Annotated in this window: 21 protein-coding genes; 11 read left to right on the top strand and 10 right to left on the bottom strand. The window is 66.5% G+C overall.

The genetic code is table 11. The annotated features are described in order from the left end of the window. Nucleotides 1–348: 348 nt before the first annotated feature. From VMI09_11995 to VMI09_11985, 3 genes are read left to right on the top strand one after another with little or no spacing between them, the layout of a single operon-like run. Nucleotides 349–699 carry an EthD domain-containing protein gene (locus tag VMI09_11995; protein ID HTQ25411.1) on the top strand — a complete coding sequence of 117 codons (351 nt, stop codon included), beginning with the start codon at nt 349–351 and terminating at the stop codon, nt 697–699. Between the two features lie 51 nt (nt 700–750). Next, nucleotides 751–1,218, top strand: coding sequence for a VOC family protein (locus tag VMI09_11990; protein ID HTQ25410.1), 468 nt, complete (start codon nt 751–753; stop codon nt 1,216–1,218). Between the two features lie 7 nt (nt 1,219–1,225). Continuing rightward, on the top strand, nt 1,226–1,720 hold the full coding sequence (locus tag VMI09_11985; GenBank protein HTQ25409.1) for a hypothetical protein: 495 nt from the start codon (nt 1,226–1,228) through the stop codon (nt 1,718–1,720). Here the strand turns inward: VMI09_11985 and VMI09_11980 are convergent. After that, nucleotides 1,717–3,897: an ATP-dependent RecD-like DNA helicase gene (locus tag VMI09_11980; GenBank protein HTQ25408.1), complete on the bottom strand. Its 2,181-nt coding sequence runs from the start codon at nt 3,895–3,897 to the stop codon at nt 1,717–1,719. The two genes, VMI09_11985 and VMI09_11980, sit on opposite strands and share 4 nt — an antisense overlap. Before the next feature lie 677 nt (nt 3,898–4,574). Between VMI09_11980 and VMI09_11975 the strand changes: the two genes are divergently transcribed. Beyond that, nucleotides 4,575–4,757, top strand: a complete 183-nt coding sequence (locus VMI09_11975) for a hypothetical protein (protein HTQ25407.1) — start codon at nt 4,575–4,577, stop codon at nt 4,755–4,757. 75 nt (nt 4,758–4,832) lie between these two features. Here VMI09_11975 and VMI09_11970 read toward each other — a convergent pair whose 3' ends face one another. Further along, a complete protein-coding gene (locus tag VMI09_11970; GenBank protein ID HTQ25406.1) occupies nt 4,833–6,209 on the bottom strand; it encodes an MFS transporter in 1,377 nt (458 codons plus the stop codon). A gap of 225 nt (nt 6,210–6,434) precedes the next feature. On the opposite strand from VMI09_11970, the gene VMI09_11965 reads away from it, so the two are divergent. The 4 genes from VMI09_11965 to VMI09_11950 all read left to right on the top strand — a co-directional run bounded on the left by VMI09_11965 (nt 6,435) and on the right by VMI09_11950 (nt 10,794). Next, complete coding sequence (locus tag VMI09_11965; GenBank protein HTQ25405.1) at nt 6,435–7,562, top strand: 5-methyltetrahydropteroyltriglutamate--homocysteine S-methyltransferase; 1,128 nt, start codon at nt 6,435–6,437, stop codon at nt 7,560–7,562. A 113-nt stretch (nt 7,563–7,675) separates the two neighbouring features. Further along, nucleotides 7,676–8,812 carry an amidohydrolase family protein gene (locus VMI09_11960; GenBank protein HTQ25404.1) on the top strand — a complete coding sequence of 379 codons (1,137 nt, stop codon included), beginning with the start codon at nt 7,676–7,678 and terminating at the stop codon, nt 8,810–8,812. A gap of 21 nt (nt 8,813–8,833) precedes the next feature. Beyond that, complete coding sequence (locus tag VMI09_11955) at nt 8,834–9,346, top strand: VOC family protein (protein HTQ25403.1); 513 nt, start codon at nt 8,834–8,836, stop codon at nt 9,344–9,346. Nucleotides 9,347–9,363: 17 nt separating this feature from the next. Next, nucleotides 9,364–10,794, top strand: a complete 1,431-nt coding sequence (locus tag VMI09_11950; protein ID HTQ25402.1) for a 4-hydroxyphenylacetate 3-hydroxylase N-terminal domain-containing protein — start codon at nt 9,364–9,366, stop codon at nt 10,792–10,794. Nucleotides 10,795–10,804: 10 nt separating this feature from the next. Here the strand turns inward: VMI09_11950 and tcuA (VMI09_11945) are convergent, their stop codons facing one another. Then, the gene (gene tcuA / locus VMI09_11945) at nt 10,805–12,295 is read right to left on the bottom strand and encodes an FAD-dependent tricarballylate dehydrogenase TcuA (GenBank protein HTQ25401.1); all 1,491 of its coding nucleotides are present in this window, start codon (nt 12,293–12,295) and stop codon (nt 10,805–10,807) included. Between the two features lie 96 nt (nt 12,296–12,391). After that, entirely contained in the window at nt 12,392–13,312 is a 921-nt protein-coding gene (gene prpB / locus VMI09_11940; GenBank protein HTQ25400.1) for a methylisocitrate lyase, read from the bottom strand. A 170-nt stretch (nt 13,313–13,482) separates the two neighbouring features. Between prpB and tcuA (VMI09_11935) the strand changes: the two genes are divergently transcribed. From tcuA (VMI09_11935) to VMI09_11925, 3 genes are read left to right on the top strand one after another with little or no spacing between them, the layout of a single operon-like run. After that, complete coding sequence (tcuA, locus tag VMI09_11935; protein HTQ25399.1) at nt 13,483–14,967, top strand: FAD-dependent tricarballylate dehydrogenase TcuA; 1,485 nt, start codon at nt 13,483–13,485, stop codon at nt 14,965–14,967. A gap of 22 nt (nt 14,968–14,989) precedes the next feature. After that, the gene (locus tag VMI09_11930) at nt 14,990–16,201 is read left to right on the top strand and encodes a PrpF domain-containing protein (GenBank protein HTQ25398.1); all 1,212 of its coding nucleotides are present in this window, start codon (nt 14,990–14,992) and stop codon (nt 16,199–16,201) included. Between the two features lie 18 nt (nt 16,202–16,219). Next, nucleotides 16,220–18,931 (top strand): GNAT family N-acetyltransferase, encoded by a 2,712-nt coding sequence (locus VMI09_11925; GenBank protein ID HTQ25397.1) that lies wholly within the window; start codon nt 16,220–16,222, stop codon nt 18,929–18,931. 35 nt (nt 18,932–18,966) lie between these two features. On the opposite strand, the gene scpB is transcribed toward VMI09_11925, so the two are convergent. The 6 genes from scpB to VMI09_11895 form a co-directional block, all read right to left on the bottom strand. After that, on the bottom strand, nt 18,967–19,722 hold the full coding sequence (scpB, locus tag VMI09_11920; GenBank protein HTQ25396.1) for an SMC-Scp complex subunit ScpB: 756 nt from the start codon (nt 19,720–19,722) through the stop codon (nt 18,967–18,969). Nucleotides 19,723–19,835: 113 nt separating this feature from the next. Beyond that, nucleotides 19,836–20,654, bottom strand: coding sequence for a segregation/condensation protein A (locus tag VMI09_11915; GenBank protein HTQ25395.1), 819 nt, complete (start codon nt 20,652–20,654; stop codon nt 19,836–19,838). Further along, nucleotides 20,651–21,298: a site-2 protease family protein gene (locus tag VMI09_11910; protein HTQ25394.1), complete on the bottom strand. Its 648-nt coding sequence runs from the start codon at nt 21,296–21,298 to the stop codon at nt 20,651–20,653. Before VMI09_11910 ends, VMI09_11915 begins: the two co-directional genes overlap by 4 nt. Before the next feature lie 29 nt (nt 21,299–21,327). Next, a complete protein-coding gene (locus tag VMI09_11905) occupies nt 21,328–22,341 on the bottom strand; it encodes a tyrosine recombinase (protein ID HTQ25393.1) in 1,014 nt (337 codons plus the stop codon). Beyond that, entirely contained in the window at nt 22,338–25,043 is a 2,706-nt protein-coding gene (gene glnD, locus VMI09_11900; GenBank protein HTQ25392.1) for a [protein-PII] uridylyltransferase, read from the bottom strand. The genes VMI09_11905 and glnD overlap by 4 nt, the downstream gene beginning before the upstream one ends. A 38-nt stretch (nt 25,044–25,081) precedes the next feature. Then, nucleotides 25,082–25,933, bottom strand: an 852-nt coding sequence (locus tag VMI09_11895) for an N-acetylmuramoyl-L-alanine amidase (protein ID HTQ25391.1), incomplete at its 5' end; no start/stop codon positions are given.

Raw genomic sequence — 25,933 nt, 5'->3', positions numbered from 1 at the left:
GCCCGCGCCATCACCAGCGCGGCGTTGCTCGCCGCGTCGCCGTGGGCCGGGTCCTTGGGCGCCTCGACGCCTGCGGCTTCGGGCAGCGCGGCCGTAAGTTGGCCGGCGGCGCGCGCCCGCCCGACCGCGGCATTGATGATGGATTCGATCAGGTCTTTCATCTGTCAGCCGGAGCAATCGTGCCCCATCAATCGTGCCCCATCAATCGTGTCAGATAGCGCCGACGAGTTGTAGTGGGCCTTGCGCGACGCCCTTGAGGCCCGCCATCCGCGCGTCACGATTCGGTCCGATCCTGTGCTAAGAAATGCCGCAAGCGGGAAAATCGATTCGCTGTAGGAGGATGAGCCGATGGTAAAGGTCGCAGTGATGCTCAAGCGCAAGCCCGGGATGAGCGCGCAGGAATTCCATCGCTACTGGAAGGACGTGCATGGGCCGCTCGTGCTCGGAGTGCCGGAGCTGATGCGGCACTTTCGCAAGTACGTCCAGAGCCACGCGATCGAATCCGGTCTCTCCGACACGCCGGGCGGATCGGGACCCTACGACGGATACGCGGAGTTGTGGGCCGACGATCTCGACGAAGTGAAGAAGGCCTTCGCCGAACCGCGATACCTGGAAATCGTGCGGCCCGACGAGCACAAATTCCTCGATCTCGCCAATTGCGTCTTCATGGTGACCGAAGAAGTCACGATGAAGGGCTGAGACGGAAAGCTGGAAGCACGCAGTGAAAGAACGGGAGACCTGGTTAGGAAGATGAGCAGGAAGCCGATCGGCAAACTCGATCACATCGGAATCGCCGTAAAAAGCATCGCCGAGGCGCGCAAGTTCTACGAGGGCGTGCTCGGCGCGACCTTTCTCTACGAGCGCGAAAATCCGGCGGGCTTCAGGTATGCCGAATTCGACCTCGGCGGCACCATAATCGAATTGCTCGAACCGGCGCGCGAGGATTCCTTCATGCACAAGTTCCTCGCCGAAAACGGCGAGGGCTTCCATCACGTCACCTTCAACGTTCCCGACTCGCGCGAGCGGGCGGCCGAGTTGAAGGCCGCGGGCGTGCGTGTGGTCGAGGAGAAGGAACATTCGCCGACATCGTTCGAGGCCTTCATCTCGCCGCGCTCGTCGCACGGCGTGTTGATCCAGATCGGCTCGGGCTTCCCGACGCTCTCGGTTGACCCCCAATGGGAGAAGGTCGTGCCGGGGCTCAAGTTCGAGAAAAAATGACGCTCCGATGGCCGCGTGGAAAATGCCGCCGCCAATCAAGGTTTACGAGGCGCTGGGCGCGATCGGCGACGGCCGCGTGCGGCCCGCGGGCGGCGGCTGCGCCGCGCACGCATGGGGCGTCGTCTCGTCCGACGGCGGCAAGACCTATCGCGTCGAAATTTCGGCTGACGGCCGCGAGATAAGCTCCAACGACAACGCCTCGTACTGGCAGGGCTACCTCGGCTATCCCGCGATCGCCGTGCTGATCACGCGCGGAACCCTCAGCGCGACCGCCGGGGCGACGCGAGCGCTCGCCGGAATTCCGTGGAAGGAGCTCAACCACCGCTTCAAAAACGACTACGCACGTACGACTGCCGAGGTCGCGCGCATCGTGGGCGAACGCGGGGGCGACTTCGAGGCGATTCGCGGCGAGGCCGCCGCCATTCTCGCCGCGCTTGCGGCGCTTGGGCTCGAGCGCGGCGCCCGCCGTCGTCCCCCGCGCGAAGGCGGCGTGCGCGTCTAGTCGATTCGCAGGCGATCGGCGAGGCGGCTGAAGCGGCGGCGCTCGTCGGCATTGCGCACGGCCTGCGTCAGCGCGCTCTTCGTGCCGACCAGCACGCACACTCGCTCGGCGCGGGTGATCGCGGTGTAGAGCAGGTTGCGCCGGAGCATCAGGTAGTGCCCCGGATGGAGGGGGATGACGACGGCGGGATACTGGCTGCCCTGGCTCTTGTGCACAGTGATCGCGTAGGCAAGTCCCAGTTCGTCAAGCTCCGCCAGGTCGTATTCGGCGTGATTGTCCTCGAAGGCGACGCCGACGCGGCCGCGCTCGACATCGATCGACGCGATCCGTCCGATCTCGCCGTTGAAGACCAGCTTGTCATAGTTGTTGCGCAGCTGGATTACGCGGTCGCCCGCGCGAAAGGCGCGATCGCCCACGCGAATCTCGCGGCCGGCCGGATTGAGCAGCGCCTGCAGTTCATGGTTGAGGGCGTGGGCGCCGAGCGGGCCGCGGTTCATCGGCGCGAGCACCTGGATCTCGCGCGGGTCGCGCAGCTCGAAGCGGCCGCCGAGCAGGCGATGCTGCACCAGTTGCTTGATCGTGGCGACGATGTCTTCCGGCGAACTGCGCTCGAAGAAAAAAAAGTCGCCTTCGGGATCGTTGGCGGTCTCGGGCATCTCGCCGCGGTTGAGGCGATGCGCGTTGGCGACGATCAGGCTCGCGCGCGCCTGGCGATAGATTTGGCTCAGCTCGACCACCGGCACCAGCCCCGATGCGATCGCATCCTTGAGCACGCTGCCGGGGCCGACCGACGGCAACTGGTCGCGATCGCCGACCAGCAATAGCGAGCAATCCGGCGGCAGCGCCGCGAGCAGGCTTGCCGCGAGTTCAAGGTCCATCATCGAGGCCTCGTCAATCACCAGCCACGTGGTGCGCAGCGGAAAAGCCTCGCCACGGATGAAGCCACCCGACTCGGGCGAGTACTCGAGCAGGCGATGGATGGTCTTCGCTTCGCGTCCGCAGGCGTCCGCCAGCCGGCGCGCGGCGCGTCCGGTGGGCGCCGCGAGCGTAGCCTTGACGCCGGCGCTCGCGAGCGCCGCCAGCAGCGAGCGCAGAAGCGTGGTCTTGCCGGTGCCCGGCCCGCCGGTGATCACGGTGACCTTGCTCTGCAGCGCGCAGCGCAGCGCCTGGCGCTGTTCAGCCGACAGTTCGACGCCGCCGGCGCCCATCGCCGCTTCCATCGCGCGCTCGACCACCGCGCGGCCCATCGGCCGTCCCAGCGTCAGCCGCCGCATCCGCTCCGCCACAGCGAGCTCGGCGTCGTGCAGGCGGCGCAGGTAGATCGCGCGATTACCGTCGCCGCCGAGATCCTCGGCCACCAGTTCACCGGTCTCGACCAATTCCTCGACCGCCTGCGCGGCGAGCAGCGGATCCATCTCGAGCGCCGCGGCGAACTGATGCTCGAGGTAGCCGAAGGGCGCGAAGACGTGCCCCTCCTCGGCCATCCGCTCGAGCAGAAAGACGACGGCAGCGCGCGCGCGCTGGATCGAGTTTTTCGGGATGCCCAGCTTTTCGGCCACTGTATCGGCGGTGCGAAAGCCGATACCGGCGATGGTGCGCGCGAGAACGTAGGGGTCGCGGCGCACCACCTCGAGCGATTCACGCCCGTACATGTTGTGGATGCGCCGCGCGTGGCCGGCGGCGATTCCGTTGCCGCGGAGAAAGACCGTGAGCTCGCGCAGACCCGAGGAATCGCGCCACGCCGCGGCGATTCGCGCGGCCACCACTGCGCCGAGGCCGCGCACCTCGCGCAGACGCTCCGGCCGCTCGTCGAGCACGGCCGGCAGCGTCTCACCGAAATGCTCCGCGATCCGCCGGGCGAGCGCGGGGCCGACGCCTTTTATCTCGCCCGCAAGATAGCGCTCGAGCGCCGCCACCGAGGCCGGGCGAACGGTTTCGAAATCCTCGACCCGAAACTGCTCGCCGTACCTGGGATGGCGTTCGAAGCGCCCGCGCAATCGCAGACCCGCGCCGACATCGAGTCCGGCCAGACTGCCGACCACGGTAACGCGCCGGCGGAGATCCTCGTCGCTCCGCTCCAGCACGGCGACCGCGTACCCGCTCTGCTCGTTGACGTAGAGCAGTTGGTCCAGCGTGCCCTCGATTTGCAGTTCGGCCTGTTCGCCCGCTTCCGCCACTTGCCTCATCCATGCGGCGTGCGCTGACGCGCGCGCCGATTCGAAGAATTACTCGCGACACGGGCGGCGTCCAGCCACAAGGTGTGCAACTGTCAAGAGCGTTCCAACTGGCGCGGGTCAATTGCCGTAACACGATAACAGCCACAGCGTATCACTTGATGCGGAACGGGCATCCGCAGGCTTTCGCAGAAGCTCAAACGATCCTTCCGCGTTTCGCATCTGATTCGCGATTCGCAAAGCTTCGCATCTATCAGACTGCATGCGCCAGACTGCGGATCAGGCGATTTCAGCCAAATAAATTAGGGCTTTTTTCGAGAAATCGGGCCGGAACGGCTTGATGGCACGATCGATGCTCTTTCCCCCATCGACTCGACGGAGAGGGGAGAAAACGAATCGTGGCAACCGGAGCGCTGATTGAGATGTTGACTGTGAGTCTGATTCTCGGCGGCGCGGCCCTCGTTCTGCTCGGCTCGCTACTGAATCCGCGGCAGGCCGACCCGATGGGAATGTTTGGATTGCCGTCGGTATGCGCGGTCGCCTGCAAGCCAGTGCGCGCGAAAGGCAGGGCCACGGGCCCGCTCGAGATAGTGTCGCGGCGTGCATGTCGCGAAGCGGCGTAGGTGCATTTGCATCACGGAAGCACCGACGCGGGGTTTTACAACAGGGAGGCGACGAACATGGAGAACTCAGTTCAGGCGATTCTACTCGGTATCGTGATCATTTCCGCGATCGGCTCGATCTTCGGCTACCTCCTCGAGCCGGGACGCTTCACGAAGCGCAAGGCCGACGAACTGCCGGCTGCGGATCTGTCCGGCGCACAGACGCAGGCTGCGGATCGCTCGCCTCGCCTGGCCGCGTAACGAAGCATCATCGAATCGGCCGCTGATTGTACGACGCACCGGCCGCTGACTCACAGCGCCGGCGCCGGCGAGCAGCTAAAGCGGCTCGCCAGTGCCGGCGCTGATTTCTTCAGGCGGGCGTACCGCATTAAAGAAGAAATAGTAAAGCACGGCGTTCAATGCCTGCAGCAACGCAGCTATTTCCAACGGCAGCTCCAACCATGCCTGCTGCATCAGGTATCCTGCGGCGTACGGACTGATCGACGAACCGACCTGCGCAGGAAAACTCGCCATGCCGGCTGCCGCGGAACGCTCCGCGGGCGGTATCACACCCATCAGGAATGACTGCCGCACGGGAATCGAGAGCGTGTTGAAAATCATCCGCGCACCATACAGCACGCCCGCCAGCCAGAAGCTCGGCATCACTACCATCACGCCGAGCAGCAGCGCTGCGACTGCACGGCAAACCACTACCGCATTCACCGAACCATAGCGGACGGCCATCCGCCCGGCGAGCAGATACGGCGCCGCGGCGAGCAGGTTCAGTATGAAATACAAGCCGCCGATTTGGGCCGCGTCGACGCCGAAGCGCCGATAGAACCAGTAAACGAGCAGCGGTCCGAGCATTCCGACCGCAAGGCCGTTGGTCGCGGCAGTCACCATGAAGCGCCAAACCAGCCGCCACGACGCGTGCGAAAGCCCGAGTGTCAGACGGCCAGTGCGAATGCCTTCACGCGGGGATATATCGCGCGCGCCCCTCTTGTGCTCGCTCGAGTGAGGCGACTCGCGCACCGGAATCACCACCGCTACCATCGCGATCCCGATAGCGGCGGTCATGATGAAAAGCGCGCGGTAACCTTCGACAACGGGCCATCCCAGGGCCTGATGCATCAGCCGCGGCGTCCACGCGAGAAGCGACCCGGCGGCACCGCCTAGCACCGCGACAAAGGACAGGGCGCCAAAGGCTGTTGTGCGATCGAAGTCGGAGACCTGCTCTGCGATGAGCGGCTGCTCCGCCGGATAGTAAGGGCCAAATGCACCGGCGCTTCCAGCGCCGCCACCGCGGCCAATCGTGCCCAGTGCGGCGGCTATGGTGAGCACGACGAATCTGGTTGAAAAAGCGAATACCGCACCGCCCAGGGCTGTCATCAGCGAGATCGCGATGAGCATCGTTTTGCGTCCGAAGCGGTCCGACAGGATCCCGGTCAGCGCGGCCATCGCCGCACTGGCCACCGCGACGACCGCAAACATCAGCCCGATGTACGTCGCGTCATAGCCAAGCGCCGCAAGATAGAGCGGGACTACGATCACCAGGTAAGCTTGCGAAGCGCTGCGGAGACCACGTCCGGCAAACAGGCAGACGAGGTTGTCATTGAGCCATCGTGGACGCCACGAGGATGTCCCGGGCCCGGAAGGTTCATCAGCCCGTGCGGCGTCAAATTCGCTCTTTCCACAGCCACTCACATTCGACATGCGACCTTATCGGCAAACATACCGCTGCCGGACGCGGTATGAGAATGTTTGATGGCAGGAGTGGGCGTCCTGAGGCATGCGGAACTCACTGTGGATGCGCACTCCGTGTGATCCACAATACCAGCGCTCGCGGGTTTTCAATCGCGCGCATCGGCTTTAGGATACGGGCGAGTCGTTTCGACAGCGCGCCGGGCGCCTGGAGCCGCCGGCCGGAGACCTCATCATATGCCGTCAGCGCCGCACAATCCGCCGTTTCGCCCCGACCACGTGGGCAGCTTTCTAAGGCCGTCCGCATTGCTGAGCGCGCGCGCCGATCACGAGGCCGGAAAAATCTCGGCCGCGGAACTCCACGCGATCGAGGACGCCGCGATCCGCGAGGTCGTCAAGTTCCAGGAGAGCCTCGGCCTTCAATCGATAACTGACGGCGAGTACCGCCGCGCCGTTTTCTACATGGGCTTTTACGGCGGATTGAGCGGAGTCTCGGCAGCCTACGACACCTCGGGCCAGCAGGGATTGACGTTCGTCGATCGGCGGGGGCACAAGCTTCCGCTGATAATCCCGACCGTCGAGCGGCGGCTCCAATGGAAAGCGCCGATTCATGCGGCCGAGTTCAAATTTCTCGCCTCGCTCACCGCACGCACGCCCAAGATGACCATCCCCTCGCCCACTATCCTGCACCTCCGTGCGGGACGCGAGCATATCAGCCGCGATGCTTATCCCGACCTCGATCTTTTCTGGGCGGACATTATCGACGCCTTTCGCAGGGAGCTCGCCGCGCTGCACGAGGCGGGATGCCGCTACGTGCAGATCGACGAGACCACGCTCGCCTCGCTGAGCGACCCTTCGAGCTGGCCGTATCTCGCCCGCCGGGGCGACGACGGCCGCAAGCTGCTGCTCGAGACTTACCCGGCGATCATGAACGCCGCTTTCGCGGGACGACCCGCCGGGCTGCATCTCGCGATGCACATCTGCCGCGGCAACAACCAGAGCCACTGGAGCGCCGAGGGCGGCTATGACCTCGTCGCCGACACGCTGTTCAACAAGATCGACGTCGATTCCTACTTTCTCGAGTACGACACGCCACGCGCCGGCACCTTCGAACCTCTGCGCCTGGTGCCGAAGCATAAAACCGTCGTGCTCGGACTAGTCAGTTCCAAGTTCCCGGAACTCGAACCGAAGGAACTGCTCAAGATGCGGATCGACGAGGCCGCGAAGTTTATCGACCTCGACCAACTCTCTATAAGCCCGCAATGCGGCTTCGCCAGCACGGCGCCGGGGAACAAGGTGACGGTCGAAGACGAGGCGGCGAAAATTCGCCTGTGCGTCGACGTCGCGCGCGAAGTCTGGGGTTGAACACCGGACCGAACTGACGTACCGCCTGCAAATTCATGTGTGTCTCGCGAGCGGCGCTTTGGTAAGCTCCGATTCAGGTCTTCCTGAGCGAGTTCCGCAACGAGGTGTATGTGATGGCCCGTGAATACAACGTCATCGACGCGGACGGCCACGTACTGGAGCCGCCCGATCTATGGCAACGCTACAGCGAGCCCAAATTTCGCAATAACTGCCCGCGGCTAATCATCGACGGCGAAGGCAACGAGAGCTTTTTCGTCGATGAAAGCTTCGACTTCGCCCTGCGCCGCCGCGGCAATGAGCCGGCGACGCTCGGGCTGCTCGGTTCAATCGGCTCGCGCGACGGCGAGGTCGACACCCGCGTACCCTATCTCGAAGGGCGCAAAGGCGGCTTCGACCCTCACGCGCGCATCGTCGACATGGATCGCGAGGGTATCGACGCCGCGTTCCTCTATCCGAGCCTCGGCCTGTTCCTCGGCGGGATGAAGGATGCGGAGGGCGCGGCGGCGGCCTGCCGTGCCTACAACCGATGGCTCGCCGACTATTGCGCGCCGTATCCGGAGCGGCTGTTCGGCGCGGCTATGCTGCCGATGCAATCGTCGATCCCGCAGATCATCGACGAGATGCGTTTCGCGCGGCGCGAGTTGGGCTTTCGCACCGGCTTCGTGCGGCCGAATCCCTACAACAACCGCCCCCTCCACGACCGCGAATACTACCCGCTATGGGAGGAAGCCCAGGAACTCGACTTCGCGATCGGCATCCACGGCGGCTCCGAGAGCGGGCAGGACACGCTTGCGATGGATCGCTTCAGGCGCGGCGGCGCGGTGCGTCACGCGGTCGCGCATACGTTCGAGATGATGGCCGCGTCGACCAGCATGATCATGTGCGGCGTGTGCGACAAATTCCCGCGTCTGCGGGTCGCGTTTCTCGAATCGGGCGGGGGCTGGATGGCGGGATGGCTGGATCGGATGGATCGGCACTATGACGACAAGGGAATGAACGACACCGGGCTCTCGATGAGGCCGAGCGAAATTTACCGCCGCCAGTGTTTCATCTCGTTCGAGCCGGTCGAACGCAGCCTCAAACTGCTCGCCGACTATCTCGCCGCCAACACCATCCTGTGGGCCACCGACTATCCGCATCTCGACGGCTTCTGGGGCGCGGCGAAGATGATCAAGAAGATGGGGATGCCGCCGAAGACCGAAGCCGCGGTACTGGCGGGCGGCGCGAAACGCTTCTATAACCTGCACTGAGGAACGGTCGGAGGACCCGCGATGATTCGTCCGGATCGGATTGGCCATATCGTGCTCAAGGTGCGCAGCCTCGAACGCTCGCGCCCCTTCTACACGGAAATCCTGGGGCTCGAAGTGATGAAGGAACTGCCGGAAGTAAAGATGCTGTTCCTCGCGAGCAATCGCCGCGACCATCACGAGATCGCGCTCGCCGAGGTCGGCGAGCGCGCCGGCGCGCCCCGGCCGGGCGACGTGGGGCTTGCGCATTGCGCCTTCCGGCTGAAGAGCCAGGAAGATCTGGTGGACGCCTATCGCGAGCTCAAGAAGCACGGCGTACCGATCAGCTTCACCGTCAACCACGGCGTCACCCGCAGCATCTATTTTCTCGATCCCGACGGCAACCAGCTCGAGGTTTACGTCGATAACCCGCCCGAAGAGATCGCCCGGATGAGCGATCCCTATTTCGGGATGGACAAGCTCGAGTTCGCGCCGGACGAACCGGGTCTCCGCGAGTTTTTTGCGCCGATCATGGCCCGCGTCGCCAGGGGCCAATAGCGGCGGGCGAAAAACCGATGGGCATCCGCACCGGCAAGGAGTTCGTCGAGAGCCTGCGCGACGAACGCACCGTGTACGTCGGTGGCGCGCGGGTCAAGGACGTGACCACGCATCCGCCGTTTAAGGGCATCGTCGCGACGCTCGCCTCGCTCTACGACTTGCAGCACGAGCGCCCCGAGGAGCTGACTTTTCCTTCGCCCACAAGCGGCGATCGCGTGGCCGCGAGCTTCCTGATGGCAGAGACGGTCGAGCAGGTCGAATTTCGCATCAGAGCCGAGCAGGCGCGCGCGGATTTCACGTACGGCCTGATGGGGCGGATGCCGGATTTCTGCAACGCGATCCTGACCGACCTCGCAAGCGGCGTCGCCGACCTCGGCGCGCGCGATCCGCGCTTAGCCGAAAACATGCGCCGCTACCACGAGGAATGCCGCGAGCGCGACTGGTGCCTCACGCATACCCTGGTCGATCCGCAGGTCGACCGCTCGCGCGGCCCGGCCGAGCAATCCGACCCCTACCTGGCGCTCCGCATCGTGCGCGAGACGGACGCGGGCGTGGTCGTGCGCGGGGCCAAGATGCTCTCGACGCTGGCGCCGTTCGCCAACGAGCTATGGGTCGGCCCATTTTATCCGCGGCGCGAAGGCGAAGAGGACTACACGCTTTGCTTCTCGATCCCGTGCGCGGCGCCCGGGCTCAAGTTCGTTTGCCGCGAGCCATACGACGCGGGGCGCGGCGACTTCGACCGTCCGCTGAGCTCGCACTACGACGAAGAGGACTCGCTCGCGGTCTTCGACGACGTGACCGTCCCTTGGGAGCGGATGTTCATCTACCGCGATATCGCGATCTTCAACAGCATCCTGGTGCGCCGGCCCGGTTACGCGCAGCTCCAGGGATGCATCCGCGGACTCGCCAAGCTGAAGCTCCTGGCTGGCCTCGCCTGCCATATCGCCGAGGCGATCGGGCGCACCGACGCGGTTCACGTGCAGGCGCAACTGGGCGAGCTGGTCGCCAACGTCGAGTTGGTCGGCGGCCTGGTGCGCGCGGCGGCGCAGGAGGTCGCGGCGGCGCGGCGCCAGCAGCTCGCGCATCGATCGGTCGCAGCGACGCTATGGGTGCTGATTCCGCAATGCCAGGTGCGCGCGATCCAGGTGATCCGCGAGCTGAGCGGCAGCGGGCTCATCATGACGCCGAGCGAAAAAGACTTCGCCAATCCCGAAATCGCCGTTTACCTCGATAAATACCTGCGCGGCAAGGACACCGCGGCGCGCGACCGCGTGCAGCTTTTCAAACTCGCGTGGGATCTGATCGGCGAGCAGTTCGGCAGCCGCCAGTTGCAGTACGAATGGTTTTACGCGGGCGACCCCTACTTCACGCGCGGGCGCTTTTATCGCTCGCCGATGGCCCGCGAATACAAGGATATCGTCACGCGCCTGCTGAACTCGCGCAAGTAATCGGGCGAGTTCACTTGCGATCGAGCGCGGCGCGCGCGGCGCTCGTCCCCGCGATCCGTCCGAACACCGATCCCGACATCAGGCCCGTGCCGCCCGGATAGTTGAAGTAAAAAAGCCCGCCGACCAGCTCGCCCGCCGCGGTAAGGCCGCCGATCGGATCGCCGTCGGTGTTGATCACGCGCGCCTGCTGATCGACGCGCAGTCCCCCGAACGTGAACGTGACGCCGCAGGTCACCGCGTACGCCTCGAACGGCGGAGTGTCGATCGGGTTGGCCCAGTTGGTCTTGTCGATCGCGAGGCCGCGCGTACGCCGCCCGTCCTTGATATTGGGATTGAATTCGACGCCGGTATCGACGGCCGCATTGTAGTTCCTTGTCTCGTCGAGGAACGCCGCCGCGTCGACGTCCTCGAGCTTGCCCGCCAGCGCTTCGAGCGTGTCGGCGCTGGCCTTGGTCACGCGCCTTATCCGGTACTCGTCGCGCAGGAGATGGCTCACCTTGCGATCGAAAACCTGCCATGCGAACTGCCCAGGCTGTTCGAGAATCACGCGGCCATACTTGGCGTAGGTGTAATTGCGAAAATCGGCGCCCTCGTCGACGAAGCGCCGGCCGCGCCCGTTGACCATGATTCCGAACGGGTAGCTGTGCTTCTGGAAACCGTCGCCGACGCTCAAATCGCCGAACTCGGGCGCGTTGCGATCCCATCCCACGGCGTGGCATCCGGACCAGTTGCCGTATGGCATCGCGCCGATCTCGAGCGCCATCCGGATTCCGTCGCCGGTGTTAAAGCGCGTGCCGCGCACCTTGGCCAGATCCCATCCGGGGCCGAGATAGCGCGTGCGCCACTCGGCGTTGGCCTCGAAGCCGCCTGCCGCCAGCACCACCGCGCGCGCGGCGACGGCCGTCGCGCGCCCTTCGCGCCTTACGGCGACGCCAGTAACGCCGCTGTCGTCGTGCTCAAGTTCGAGCGCGCGGCTCCCATACCAGACCTCGATTCCCTCGCGCGCGGCCCCCGCATGCAGCGCGTCAATCAACCCCGGCCCTCCGCCCCACGCCTCGACCGTGAGCCCGCCCCAGAACTTGAAGCGTCCGCCGACGTTGAACGCCTGCCGCCCGTAGATCGGCTGAAAGCGCACGCCCTTGGCGCGCATCCACATCATGGTCTCGAAGCTGCGGCGCACCAGCAGTTCAGCCAGCTCAGGGTTGGTGCGGTATTGAGTGACGCGTGCAAGGTCGTCGAAGAACTGGTCCTCGGTATATGCGCCGAAGTCGGTGCGCGCCTTGTCTTCGTTGGTCAGATCGGGCATCAGCCGCGCAAGGTCGTCGACGCCGTCGTACGCGACGCGCATCGCGCCCGCGGTGAAGCGGCTGTTGCCGCCGCGCTCCGCTTCCGGCGCGCACTCCAGCACCAGCACGCTCGCGCCGGATTCGCGCGCGGCGAGCGCCGCGCACAGCGCCGCGTTGCCGGCGCCGACCACGACTACGTCATAGGAGGAAGACATCGAACACGGCTCCCGTCATTCGTAAAATCCTCGCTCGCGATCTCACCAGGACGTGAGCGAGTATAGCGCGACAGCCTCGCCGCGCGACCGTCCCCGTTACTGGCGGCGGCCGCGCAAATCGGGCGGGAGGATGCTCGCCGCGACCGACGCGTCGAGACTTTCGTACTCGCCATAGCCGATCGTCTCGTACAATTCCGCCCGCGTCTGCATCCGATCGAGCATCGCCTCGGCCGTGCCCTTGGCCTTGAGCTCCGCATAAAGCTCGCTCATCGCCTTCGCCGCGACCCTGAGCGACGACACCGGGTAGATGACCATCTTGAACCCGAACTCCTCGAACTCGCGCGCCGTGAAGTACGGGGTGCGGCCGAACTCGGTCATGTTGGCGAGCAGCGGCGCGTGAATCTCGCGCGCGAAGCGCCGGAACATTTCGGCGCCGGTCAGCGCCTCGGGAAAAATCGCGTCGGCGCCTGCCTCAAGATAAAGCCGCGCGCGCGCCAGCGCTCCGTCGATTCCCTCGGAGGCCGCCGCGTCGGTGCGCGCGATTATCTGCAGCGTCCGGCGCGCGCGGCGGGCCGCCGCGATTCGCGCCGCCGCGTCCTCGGGCCCGGCGAGCAGTTTGTCATTTAGATGCCCGCACTTCTTAGGCAAGAGCTGGTCTTCGATCTGAATCGCCGCCGCGCCGGCGTCTTCGAGCTCGCGCACCACGCGCATCACGTTGAGAATTCCGCCGTAGCCCGTGTCGCCATCGACGATCAGCGGCAATCCGGCGGCGCGAGAGATGATGCGCGCGCTCGCCGCCAACTCCTCGACCGTCATAATGCCGAGGTCGGCAAGTCCCATGCTGGCGCTCAGCGCCGCGCCCGAGAGATAGAGCGCCTCGAAGCCGGCGCGCCGCGCGAGCATCGCCGCAAGCCCGTTGTGCGCGCCCGGAATCGCAAGGATGCCCGCGCGCTCCCACAGCTTCGCGAGCCGCTCGCCTGCCGGTTCGCTACTATTCGCCTGCGTCAGCCACGTCATTCCCGTGTCCTCCCCGCGGCGCGATGCGCCTGCGCGTCAGGCGCATTATATCCGCCCGCGGCGCGATACGATGCTGTCGCTCGCGCCTCTTGCACGCGCTGCGGCTTTCCGTGCGCCTGTTCTTTTGTGCAATGATTCCGGCTGAACAAAGATACCGGCGAAGGAATGCGATGGCGGAGTACCAGGTAATCGTTATCGGGGCGGGCAATGCGGCGCTTGCGGCCAGTGTTTCGGCGCGCGGAGCGGGGGCGGAGCGCGTTTTGGTGCTGGAAAAGGCGCCCGAGCAGGATCGCGGCGGCAACACCCACTTCAGCGGCGGGCTCTTCCGCTTCGCGTTCGACCGCCCCGACGATCTGCTGCGTTTCGTGCCCAAGGCGCGCGAGGTCAAGGGCTTCATGGAAGGGATCGAGGCCTATCCCGCCGACGCGTTCCGCGAAGACCTGATGCGCGTGACCGAAGGACGTACCGACCCGGAGCTCTCGCAAATTCTGATCGCGAATTCGTACGATACGATCTGCTGGATGGCCGAGCAGGGGATCGCCTTCGAGCTCGCGCTGTCGCTGAGCGGCGTGCGCGTCGGCAACGTGATCAAATGGCCCAAGGGTGCGATCGTGCGCGCCGCGCACGAGGGCGTCGGACTCTCGCGGATGTGGTTCAATATCGCGCGCCGCGCGGGAGTCGAAATCCGCTACGGCACGCCCGTGATCCGCCTCATCCAGGATCGCAAGGGAGGCGTATGCGGCGTGGTGGTGCGCGACGCGGAAGGAATTCGCGAGATCGGCGCGGACGCGGTGGCGCTCGGATGCGGCGGCTTCGAGGCCAACATGGCGTGGCGCGCGCAATACCTCGGCCGCCCGTGGGATCACGCGCGCGTGCGCGGCACCCGGCATAACCAGGGCGACGGGCTCAGGATGGCGATGGACATTGGCGCGATGCCGTGGGGACAGTGGAGCGGATGCCATGCGACGCCGATCGACGCCGGCGCTCCGCCCTATGGCGATCGCGAGCTTACCGACAAGACCAACCGCCTCTCATATGTTTACGGCGTGATGCTCAACAAGCTCGGACTGCGCTTTGTCGATGAGGGCGAGGACCAGAACCTTTACACGTACGCCAAGTTCGGCGGCACGATTCTCAATCAGCCCGGCGCCGTCGCCTGGCAGATTTTCGACAGCAAGACCGTCGCGCTGCTGGAGGCGCGCTACTCGACCGGCCATCCGATTGTCACTGATACGCTCGACGCCATAGTCGCCCAACTGGGAGTCGATCGCGCAGCCGCGACGCGCACGCTCGCCGAATACAACGCCGCCGCGGGCGGCGGCGGCTCGTTCAATCCCGGCGTGCGCGACGGGATGCGTACCGAAGGCCTGGCGCTCCCGAAATCCAACTGGGCGCAGAAGCTCGACACGCCTCCTTACTACGCTTACCCGGTGACCGGCGGAATAACGTTCTCGTTCGGCGGGGTCAGGGTGAACGATCATGCGCAGGTGGTCGGCACCGACTGGAATCCGATACCGGGGCTGTTCGCGTGCGGCGAGATGGTCGGCGGACTGTTCCATAACAACTATCCCGGCGGTTCGGGACTGATGTCGGGCGCGGTCTTCGGCCGAATCGCGGGACGCAGCGCGAGCGCGGCCGCGCGCGCCGCCTCCTAGCGCCGTCGAACCGGCAACGCCAATGAACCAGCTCAGGTTGCGCGCGGTTTTCATGCGCGGCGGGACCAGCAAGGCCGTGATGTTTCGCGCGGCTGACCTGCCGGCCGAGCGGGAACTCTGGGCACCGATCTTTCTCGGCGCGATCGGCAGTCCCGATCCGAACGGACGCCAGCTCGACGGGATGGGCGGCGGAATTTCGTCGCTCTCGAAAATCTGCATAATCGGACCTCCGACCCGCGCCGACGCCGACGTCGATTACACCTTCGCGCAGGTCTCGGTGAAGGAAGCCTCGGTCGATTACAGCGGCAACTGCGGCAATATGTCGTCCGCCGTCGGGCCGTTCGCCGTCGATGAAAGACTCGTCGCCGTCGTGGAGGAAGCCGGGCAGGCGACGGTGCGAATCTACAACACCAACACGCGCAAGGTCATCGTTGCGCGCTTCCCGCTCGACGATGGCCGTGCCGCGGTGGATGGCGAGTTCGTCCTTCCCGGCGTCGCCGGTACCGGCGCTCCCGTGCGCCTCGATTTCCTGGAGCCGGGTGGCGCGGGCACGGGCAAACTGCTGCCGACTGGAAATGCCGCCGATACGCTGGAGGTGGACGGCCCGCGCGGAATCGAGGTCTCGATGGTGGACGCGGCGAATCCGTGCGTGTTCGTCCCGGCTGACGCGCTCGACGCAAGCGGCGTCGAGATGCCGGACGAGCTCGAGGCCGACGGCGCGCTGCTCAGCCGTCTCGAGGCGATGAGAATCGCCGCGAGCCTCAGGATGGGTATCGCGAGGACCGCGACAGAGGCGGCGCGCATCCCGAGCATCCCGAAGGTCGCGATGGTTGCGCCGGCGCGCCCGTCGCGGACGCTTGCCGGCGAGCGCCTGGCCGCAGAAGACGCCGACGTGACGGTGCGGATGATCTCGATCGGCCAGCCGCATCGCGCCGTCCCGCTGACGGGCGCGATGTGCCTCGCCGTCGCGTCGCGAATCGAGGGCTCGGTCGTAAACCGGCTTGTGCGCCCGAGCGCGTCGCCCGGCGATCCCGTGCGAATCGCGCAGCCTTCCGGCCTCACCGTGGTAGGTGCCACGGTAAAGCGCAGACGCGATCGCGGATGCGATGAATGGTTTGCCGAGAGCGCGACGGTTTATCGCACGGCGCGCCGCCTGATGGAAGGATGGGTGTTCGTGCGCGCATCCGCGCTCCCGGAAAATCTTCGGAGCGCGCTCTCGGTCGGCCGGAAATAGCTCAACGCGGTGGTCATCGTGACCAACGACACCAGCCTCGAAGCCAGAAACTATTCCGCGCACGAGGTCCTGCGCGACGGCGGCTCGATCTACATCCGCGCGATCCGCCCAGACGACAAGGAACGCCTGCTCGATCACTTCCGCCACCTAAGTCAGGACTCAATCTACTATCGCTTCTTCGGACTGAAGCATTCGCTCAGCGAACAGGACCTCGTGCGCTTCACCGAGATCGACTTCGCAGGCCATGTCGCCCTCGTGGCAACGCTGCGCGTCGGCGGCGACGAGCGTTTTATCGGCGTCGGCCGCTATGTCGTCACCGGGCCGGGACGCGCCGAAGTTGCGTTTGCCGTCCTGGACGAGCATCAGGGGCGCGGTATCGGAACCGTCCTGCTCGATCATATGGGACGCGTCGCGCGCGCCGCCGGAATCGTCGAGTTCCAGGCCGACGTGCTCGGCGACAACAACCGCATGCTCGAGGTCTTTTCCAAGAGCGGCTTCCGCGTAAAGCGTTCGGCCGACGCGGGCGTGGTCCATCTGAGCTTTCCGACCGGCGAGACCGAGGCCTCGCGCCAGGCGAGCGAGCAGCGCAACTGGACCGCGGGCGGCGAGAGCATCCGCAAGCTGCTCCATCCGCGCTCGGTGGCGGTGATCGGCGCTTCGCGTTCGCGCGAAAAGATCGGCGGCATGCTCGTCGCCAACCTGCAGCGCGCCGGTTTCAACGGGCCGATCTACCCGGTCAACCCGGCGGCAGGCGAAGTGATGGGGCTGCGAAGCTACCCGAGCGCGACCGCGATTGGCGCGCCGGTGGACCTCGCGCTCGTGGCGGTGCCCGCCGAACTGGTCCCCGGCGCGGTCGAGGACTGTGCGCGCGCGCATGTGCACGGCGTAGTTGTGCTCACGTCGGGCTTCGCCGAGGTCTCGCCCGAGGGACGGGCGCAGGAGGAACGGCTGTTCGAGGCGGTGCGGGCGGCCGGGATGCGGATGGTGGGGCCGAATTGCATGGGCGTCATCAACACCGACCCTGCCGTGCGGCTGGACGGCACCTTCGCGCCGACCCTGCCGCAGCCAGGCAACGTCGGGATGTACTCGCAAAGCGGCGCGCTGGGCATCGCGATCCTCGACTACATGAAGAGCCGCGGGATCGGAATCTCGACCTTCGTCTCCGCGGGCAACCGCTCCGACGTATCCAACAACGACCTGCTCGCCTACTGGCTCGACGACGGCCGCACCGGCGTGGTCGTGCTCTATCTGGAGAGCGTCGGCAATCCGCGCAAGTTCGCGCGCCTCGCACCCGAGGTCGCGCGCCGCCGACCGATCGTCGCGGTCAAATCGGGACGCTCGGCGGCGGGACGGCGCGCCGCATCCAGCCACAGCGCGGCGCTCGCCAATCTCGACGTCGCCGTCGAGGCGCTGTTCGAGCAGGCCGGCGTTATCCGCACCAACACGCTGATGGAGATGTTCGACGTCGTCGCGATGCTCTCGACGCAGCCGGTACCCGCCGGTCAGCGCGTCGGCGTGGTGACCAACGCCGGCGGCCCGGGAATCCTGCTCGCCGATGCGTGCGAAGCGAACGGCCTCGCGCTGCCGCAACTTGCCGAGGGTACGGTCGGCGCGCTGCGCGCGTTCCTGCCCGCGCGCGCGTCGTTCGGCAATCCGGTTGATCTGACGGCAACGGCGGGAGCGGCCGAGTACGAACGCGCGATTGCGGCGGTCGGCGCCGACCCTAACCTCGATTCGGTAGTGGCGGTCTATATCCCGGCGACCGAGGCGCCGCGGAGCCTCGTCGCCGACGCGATCGCGCGCGGCGCATCGCAGGTGCCCGCGCATAAGCCCGTCCTGACCGTGTTTCTCGCCTCGCAATGGCCCCCGCCGCTAATCGACGCCGGCGCGCGCGGGCAGATTCCGTCGTATGCGTTTCCGGAAAATGCGGCGCGAGTGCTCGGGGCGGCGTGCGGTTATGCGCGATGGCGCGAGCGGCCGCGCGGCATCGCGCTCGAGCTAAGTCCGTTCGCGATGGGCGCGGTGCGCGCGGTGGTCGACCGCGCGCTGCAGGACGCCGCAGGCCCAATCTGGCTTGCCCCGGAAGACATCACGACCATCCTGCGCGCCGCCGGAATCGAAGTCGCGCAGGCCCAGCGCTCCTCGGTGGCCGACGCACCGCGAGTAGCCGACAGCCTCGGTTATCCGCTGGTCGCCAAGGTGATCGCACCGGGCGTCACGCACAAGAGCGATATCGGAGGCGTGATCATGGGATTGCACTCGCCGGTCGCCGTGGCCGAAGCCGCCGTCACGCTCGCCGAGCGCACGCGCGGCGCCGGCGCGGCGCTCGAAGGCGTGCTCCTGCAGCGCGAGGTCCAGGGCGGAATCGAGGCGCTGGTCGGAGTCACCACCGATCCGACCTTCGGTCCGCTCGTGGTGTGCGGGCTGGGCGGCGTGATGGTGGAGCTGCTGCACGACGTCGCGTTCCGGTTGAGTCCGGTCACCGATATGGACGCCCGCGAGATGCTCTCGACGCTGCGAACCTCGCGCCTGCTCGACGGCTATCGCGGCGCGGCGCCCGGCGATCGCGAGGCGCTCGTCGCCGTGCTCCGGCGCGTCTCGGCGCTGATCGAGGCGATTCCCGAGTTGACCGAGATGGACCTGAATCCGGTCAAGGTGCTGCCGCCCGGAAACGGCGCGATCGTGGTTGACGCGCGGATGCGGCTGCGTCCGACGCCGAGGCGGATCTAGCGCGGAGCGCTCTGCGCACGCGGCGCCGGCGCCCCTTACTGCTGCGGTTCGTCTTCGCGTTCGGGCTGCGGCGAGGCCGCGTCGCCGGGCGAACCGGCCTTGGCGGAGTGTGCGGGCGATTCAGCCGAGGCTTCGTCCGAAGCTTCGGCTGAAGCTTCGAGCGATGACGACGATGACTCGGGCGCGGGCGCCGTCATCGCGAGCTCCTGCTGCACTCCGGGCGCGTCGTGCTCGCTCGGGGCCTGCTCGCTCGCAGCCTGCTGGGCGGCGCGCTCTTCCAGTTCCTTGAACTCTTCGAGGTCCGGCAGGCCGTCGAGGTCGCGCAGCCCGAACACTTCGAGGAACTCCAGCGACGTGGCGTACAGGATCGGACGTCCCGGCGCTTCCTTGCGCCCGGCGATCCGCACCAGCCGGCGTTCGAGCAGCGTCTCGAGCACGCCGCCCGAATCGACGCCGCGCAGCTGCTCGATTTCAGGACGGGTCACGGGCTGGCGGTACGCGACGATTGCGAGCGTCTCGAGCAGCGGACGGCTCAGGCGCGGCGGCTTGGCGGCGAGGAGCTTGCGCACGTAGAGCGCGTGCTCCTTGGGCGTGCGCAGCTGGTAGCCGCCCGCCACCTCTTCAAGCACGACCCCGCGCGCGCCATAACCCAGAAGCATCGCGCCGAGCGCCTGCTTAATCGCGTCGCGCGGGACGTTATCGAGGACCGCCGCGAGCCGCGCGAGCGAGACCGGTTCGCCCGCCGCGAACATCAGGCTTTCCAAAATCGCCTTGAGCCGTTCCTCTTCCATCCCGCTCCCGCTGCCGCGCCGTTAAGCCTTAAGCCTTCGTACCAAAGACCGCGTTATCCCGAACGCGCACTATCGAAGGCCGCATTATCCAATATCGAGCGCGCCGCGCTTGTTCATTGCTGTTCTCCGTCCGCCGGCGCCGCCGGCGCCTCGGCACGAGCCGCCCGCTCCAGCAGGATCGGGCCGTAGCGGCGCTCCTGATGTGCGCGCACCCTGCCCTGCCGGATCAATTCCAGCAGCGCCATGAAGGTCGCGATCACCGTCGGGCGATCGTCCGGATCGTTGAAATCCTCGAACAGCGCTGCGAACTCCACCGTGCCGCCGCTCTGCTCCAGCGCCGTCATGATCCGCGGGATGCACTCGGCGACCGGAACGTCGCGCAGCGTGATCTGACGCGGCGTCGCGTCGCCGAGCCGCTTCAGCACCGCCGCCATCGCCTCGACCAGGTCGAAGAGCGACACGCTAAGCCGCGGCGCTCCGCCCGCCTCTTCGTCCTGCGGCTCCGGCAGCTTTTCGCCCGGCGCGGCGAAGACGTCGCGGCCGAGCAGCGTGCGCGCGCCGAGCTTCTCGGCGGCCTCGCGATAGCGCTGGTACTCGAGCAGTCGCGCGACCAGGTCCCGCTTGAGTTCCTCGGCCTCCTCCAGCTCCTCGGTCCCGGCGTGCGGCAGCATGGAGAACGACTTGATGAGCAGCAGTGTCGCCGCCATCACCAGATACTCGCCGGCCACGTCGAGGTTGAGCGAGTCGAGCAACTCGAGATAGGCGAGATACTGTTCGGTGATGACCTTGGCGGTGACGTCGCGCGCGTCGAGTTCCGCCCGCTTGATCAGATGAAGCAGCAGGTCGAGCGGCCCCTCGTAGATCGGGAGGCGAAAGCGCGGCCCCGCCGCCGCCTCGATGCGCTCCGCCGCGTCGTGCGCACCGCCGCTCACAGCAGCACCCGTGCGATCGCGTTAATCAGCGGGCCAATAACCACGTCCACCGCGTTCGTATACAACAACGCGAATAATATCAGAAGTCCGTACGGTTCAAGACGCGCGTAGGCCCGCGCCGCCAGCGGCGGCAAAAGTCCCGCCACCACCCGGCCGCCGTCGAGCGGCAGCAGCGGCAGCAGATTGAAGATCGCGAGCAGTACGTTGATCATCACCGACGCCTGCATCATGTAAACCAGCGGCAGTGCGATCGCCTCGCCCCACGGCGCGTTGACATAGGGCGCGAGCATCCGTGCCCCGAAGGCGCTCGCGACCGCGAGCGCGAGGTTAGTCAGCGGCCCCGCCGCCGCGACCGCGATCATCCCGGCGCGTCGAGGGGTCAGGCGCCGGAAGTCGACCGGCACCGGTTTTGCGTAGCCGAAAACGGGCAGATGCAGAAAGAGCAGCAGCGCCGGCATGATCACCGTGCCGATCGGATCGACGTGGCCGAGTGGGTTGAGCGTCAGGCGCCCCGCGCGCCGCGCAGTATCGTCGCCGAGCAGGTTCGCGACATAACCGTGCATCACCTCGTGCAGCACGATCGCAAACACCGTGGGCACCGCCCAGATCGAGAGGGTGACGATAAACTCGCTGACGTTGCCCACGCGTTGGTTCTCTCGCCTTCGGATCGCGCTCAAGAAATTTCGGCCCGTGCGGCGCGCGCGGCGCGCGGATGATGCGTGCGATGGACCTTGCGCAGATGGGTCTTCGACAGATGGGTGTAAATCTGCGTGGTCGAGATGTCGCTGTGGCCGAGCATCTCCTGCACCGCACGCAAATCCGCGCCGCCTTCCAAAAGATGTGTCGCGAAACAGTGGCGCAAGGTGTGCGGGCTCACCCACGCAAGCCTAGGCTCCGCGAGCGTCCATCCCTTGAGCGCCTTGAAGAACCCCTGCCGCGTCATCGCGCGCCCCAGCCTGCTCGTAAACACGGCCGGCGAAGGCCGCGCCGCGCGGCCCTTTTGCGATCGCTCACGCTCACGCGCGACAAGGTAGCTCCTGAGCGCGCGCACCGCAGCCGATCCGATCGGCACGATCCGCTCCTTGCCGCCCTTGCCCATCACGACCACCATTCGCTCGGCGAGGTTGACCTGGCCCGCCCTGAGCCCGACCAGCTCCGAAACCCGCAAACCGCATCCATACGCCAGCTCGAGCATCGCGCGGTCGCGCTTGCCGCGAAGGGTTTTGGTGTCGATCGCGTCGAGCAGCATCTCGAGATCGCGCCGCCCGAGCGTGCGCGGCAACGCCCGCGGATGCGGCCGCAGCTTTATCGGCGCGGCAGGGTCCTGTTCGACGATCTTCTGCTCGACCATCTCGCGCGCAAGCCCGCGTATACTCGCCAGATGGCGGCGCTGACTCGCAACCGCCATCCCGCGCCGGCCCATCGCTTCGAGGTAGCCGCTGACCGCGCGCGCCGTGAGCACCGCGGGTTCGATTCCGCGGTCCCGGCAATGCTGCTGGAACTCGCGCAGGTCGCGCGCGTACGCCTGCACCGAGTTGTTGCCGAGGCCGCGCTCGACCCGCAGACGATCGAGATGGCGCTCGAGGATCGCGTCCCAGGCGTCGTTCGGGGGGCGGCGCGAGCCGCGCGCCGCGCCATTCGATCCGCTCTGAGGCGCCGCCGCTGCGAGGCTCAGCCGGGGTTTCACGACGCTCCATTATGCGCCGGAACTTCGTCCAGCCGCTCGACCAGCGCCGCGCGCAAACGCCGCATCGCCTCGAGCTCGACGACTTTTCCGCCGTTCGCGTCGCTGATGTAGAAAACGTCCAGCGCCTGGTCGGCGTTGGTCGAGATGCGCGCGAGATGGATCACCATCCCGAGCTTGAACAGGGTGTGCGTGATCGCGAACAGCAGCCCGACCCGATCCTGGGTGAAAACGTCGACCACCGTGTATTGCTCGGAGCTGCGGTTGTCCACCGTGATCTCGGTCGCCACGCGGCGCACGAATGTGCGCCCGGCCACGCGCGAGCGCTGCGCCCCAGCCACCATCGCCTCGAGGTCGCGCTGGCCCGCCAGCACCGCTTCGAGATCGCGCTCGACGCGCAGCCATCGTTCCTCTTCCATCGCCATCCCCCCGGCGCCGTGCGATACGCGAAAGACGTCCAGCGCCACGCCGTCCTCGCGGGTCGTGATCCGCGCGGAGAGAATGTTGAGATTGTTGGCGGTAAGCACGCCCGCGATCTTAGAGAACAGGCCCGGCTGGTCGCGCGTGGCGACGATAAACTCGCTGAACTCGAGTTCGGGAAAGTGGCGATGGCGGCAGACCAGGGCCTGCTCGCCCAGCGCGCGCATCAGCTCGAAGTGCATCGGGATGTCGTCTTCCGAAACGGTCAGGAAGTAGCGCTCGGGCATCAGGTCGAGAAACGCCGCGAGCTCTTCGAGAGAGGCGCCGAGCGGTCCGAGACGCTCGCGCACGGCGGCCTTGACCAGGGCGAGGCGGCGCGCGGGATCGACCGCCTCGCGATCGCCCTGCTCCAGGATCTTGAGCGCGCGCATGTAGAGATCGCTCAGCAGCATGTCGCGCCAGTTGTTGTAAACGTTGGGCGCGACCGCGCGCATATCGGCGAAGGTCATCAGGTAAAGCGCCTTCAGCCGATCTATCGAGCCGGTCGCGCGCACGAATTCCTCCACCGTGCGCACGTCGTCGACGTCGCCCTTCTGCGCCACCTGCGACATCATCAGATGGTTGCGCACCAGGAATACGACCAGGTCGGTCTCCTCGCCGTCCAGCCCCAGGCGGCGCGAGACTTCGGCCGTCAGCACCGCACCGCGTTCGTGATGGTCGTGGCCGTGGCCTTTGCCGATGTCGTGCAGGACCAGGGCAAGAAAGATCAGCGGCAGCGCGGCGACTTCGCGCGCCACCTCGGTCAGCAGCGGGTTGCTGTCCTTGAACTCGCCCGCGCGCAGCCGCTCGAGCTCGCGCACCGCGGCGAGCGAATGCCGGTCGACGGTATAGATGTGGTAGAGGTCGTGCAGGACCCGCGCGTACAGATTGCCGAATTCGGGAATCACCGCGCCGAGCACGCCCGCGCGATGCATCGCCTCCAGCGTCTCCGCCACGCGCTGGCGCCCTGACAAGAGACCCATCAGCGCCATCCCGGTCCGCGGATCGCATCGGAAGGCGTCGTCGATCAGGCCGAGGTTGTCGCGCACCTGCTGATACGCGCTTCCCGAAAGCTCCACGCCATGCGCCTGGCAATCGGCGAAGATGGTGATCAGATTGATCGGCGCGCGGGTGAAGAAGTCCTTGTCCGCGATCGCAAGCAGGCGCCCCTGGATGAGCACGCCGGGGCGGATCTGACGTCCGCCGGCGCGGCGCATGAAGCGCCCGGCGGAAGGATCCTCGGTGACGCGGGCTATAAGCCCCTCGGAGAACCGATGGATCGCGGCGGCCTGCGCGTAATAGTGGCGCATCAGCGCGGAAGACGCGCTGCCCGAAGCGCTGGCGCTGAAACCGAGCAACGGAGCGATCTGCTCCTGGTACTCGAACGTGAGCTGATCGTGATGCCGTCCACTCAGGAAGTGCAGCGAATTGCGCAGGCGGTAAAGAAAGTCCTGTGCACGCACTACCTCCTCGAGCTCGGCGGCGCTGATGATCGCCTTCTGCACCAGCTCGGGCAGCGAATGTACCTTGTACTTGACCTTGGCCAGCCAGAGCGCCGTATGCAGGTCGCGCAGCCCTCCCTCGCCCTCCTTGATCTGCGGCTCGAGCAAGTAAATCGAATCGCCGTAGTGGCGATGGCGGTCGCGGCTTTCCTTGAGCTTGGTTTGAAAAAATTTCTGCTGGTTGCGGTTGAGGACCTCGTCGACCAGCTCCTTGTCCAGCGCCGCCCACAGCTTCTCGTCGCCGGCGAGCAGGCGGATATCGAGGATCGCGGTCTTCTCCTTCAGATCGTCGTTGGCGGCGCGCACGCATTCACGGATGTTGCGCACCGCCTGGCCGACCGTGAGGCCGGCATCCCACAGCGCGTGCAGGATTATCTCGGTCACCACCTCGACGTAAGGGCCGGGCTTGTAGTCGTGCAGAAAGAGCAGATCGATGTCGGATTGCGGATTGAGCTCGCCGCGCCCGTAACCGCCGCGCGCGATGACCGCGAGGCGCTGGTTCAGGCGCGCGAAACGCCGCGAATGATGGAGCTCGGCGTAACGATAGAGCGCGCGCACCAACCTGTCGATACATCCGGTGTATTCGCGGACGATCTCCATCCCGCCGGCGCCGGCGAAATGCCGCGCCGCAAGCTCTTTGCGTACCGCGTCGAGCCATGCGCGGGCGGCCTGTCCCGGCCGCTCGGCACTCCGAAATTCGGCGTAGAGCGAATCTTCGTCGCGCGCGGTTGTGGGCTCGGCCACCGCCGCACTCCCGGCGACGCCTGGAAGCGGGGCTTCGTTCACAGATTGCCCACCGCGGCGTCGGCGTTGAAGTAATGGAGCGCCGCTTCCGCGATACCCTGCGCGAGGACCTCCTGGTACCGCGCGGAAGCCAGACGCGCGGCCTCCTCGCGGTTGGAGAGAAAGCCGCACTCCACCAGCACCGCGGGCATCCGTGCGCCGACCAGAACGTAGAATGGCCCGCGCATCGCGCCGAGCGCGCTCACCCGCACTCCCAACGAGGCGTTAAGGTCGGCTGCGGTCTGCGCCTCGATCATCGAAGCAAGGGCGACCGACTCGTTGGCCTTATATTGCTGGCGCATATCGCTCAGGATGTAGTTTAGGTCGCCCCTTGCCGCCGTGCTATAGGCGCCCTCGCTCGCGTTCTCCATCGCCGCCAGCCTGATCGTCGCGCGATCGGTCGTGTTGTTCAGGTAGTATGTCTCGATTCCGGTCGTGCCGGCGTCGGGACTCGAGTTGAGATGGATCGAGATGAAGAGGTCGGCGCCGGCCTTGTTGGCAAACGCGGTGCGGTCGGCAAGCGTCACGAAATAGTCGCCCGTACGAGTGAGTATTGCGCGGACGCGGCGGCGCTCGAGCTCGGTCTGAAGGCGAATAGCGATCTGCAACGCGAGATCTTTCTCAAGAAGCGGCGCGCCGACCTCGGTGCCCGAATCGTAGCCGCCGTGACCCGGGTCGATGACAACCACGGGCTCGCCCGCGGCGGCCCCGGCTGCCGGCGGGAGTCGCACAGCGGCGCTCTCCAGCGGAGCGTCGGCCCGCGCCGGCGGCGCGTCCGGCCGCCCCGTCGGGGCGCGCGGATGTGCCGCCGCCAGCTGCACGCGACCGTCCGCGTCGGCCGCAGTTGCGGC

The organism is Candidatus Binataceae bacterium (genome assembly GCA_035500095.1).
GTDB lineage: Bacteria > Desulfobacterota > Binatia > Binatales > Binataceae > JAKAVN01.
This window is presented reverse-complemented; position numbering and strand designations above follow the sequence as displayed.

Coding starts and splice junctions, on each gene's coding strand:
- VMI09_11955 (HTQ25403.1), top strand. CDS start 8,834: ATGATTCGTCCGGATCGGATTGGCCATATCGTGCTCAAGGTGCGCAGC.
- scpB (HTQ25396.1), bottom strand. CDS start 19,722: ATGGAAGAGGAACGGCTCAAGGCGATTTTGGAAAGCCTGATGTTCGCG.
- VMI09_11985 (HTQ25409.1), top strand. CDS start 1,226: ATGGCCGCGTGGAAAATGCCGCCGCCAATCAAGGTTTACGAGGCGCTG.
- tcuA (HTQ25399.1), top strand. CDS start 13,483: ATGGCGGAGTACCAGGTAATCGTTATCGGGGCGGGCAATGCGGCGCTT.
- VMI09_11930 (HTQ25398.1), top strand. CDS start 14,990: ATGAACCAGCTCAGGTTGCGCGCGGTTTTCATGCGCGGCGGGACCAGC.
- VMI09_11990 (HTQ25410.1), top strand. CDS start 751: ATGAGCAGGAAGCCGATCGGCAAACTCGATCACATCGGAATCGCCGTA.
- tcuA (HTQ25401.1), bottom strand. CDS start 12,295: ATGTCTTCCTCCTATGACGTAGTCGTGGTCGGCGCCGGCAACGCGGCG.
- VMI09_11950 (HTQ25402.1), top strand. CDS start 9,364: ATGGGCATCCGCACCGGCAAGGAGTTCGTCGAGAGCCTGCGCGACGAA.
- VMI09_11970 (HTQ25406.1), bottom strand. CDS start 6,209: ATGTCGAATGTGAGTGGCTGTGGAAAGAGCGAATTTGACGCCGCACGG.
- prpB (HTQ25400.1), bottom strand. CDS start 13,312: ATGACGTGGCTGACGCAGGCGAATAGTAGCGAACCGGCAGGCGAGCGG.
- VMI09_11995 (HTQ25411.1), top strand. CDS start 349: ATGGTAAAGGTCGCAGTGATGCTCAAGCGCAAGCCCGGGATGAGCGCG.
- VMI09_11975 (HTQ25407.1), top strand. CDS start 4,575: ATGGAGAACTCAGTTCAGGCGATTCTACTCGGTATCGTGATCATTTCC.
- VMI09_11965 (HTQ25405.1), top strand. CDS start 6,435: ATGCCGTCAGCGCCGCACAATCCGCCGTTTCGCCCCGACCACGTGGGC.
- VMI09_11960 (HTQ25404.1), top strand. CDS start 7,676: ATGGCCCGTGAATACAACGTCATCGACGCGGACGGCCACGTACTGGAG.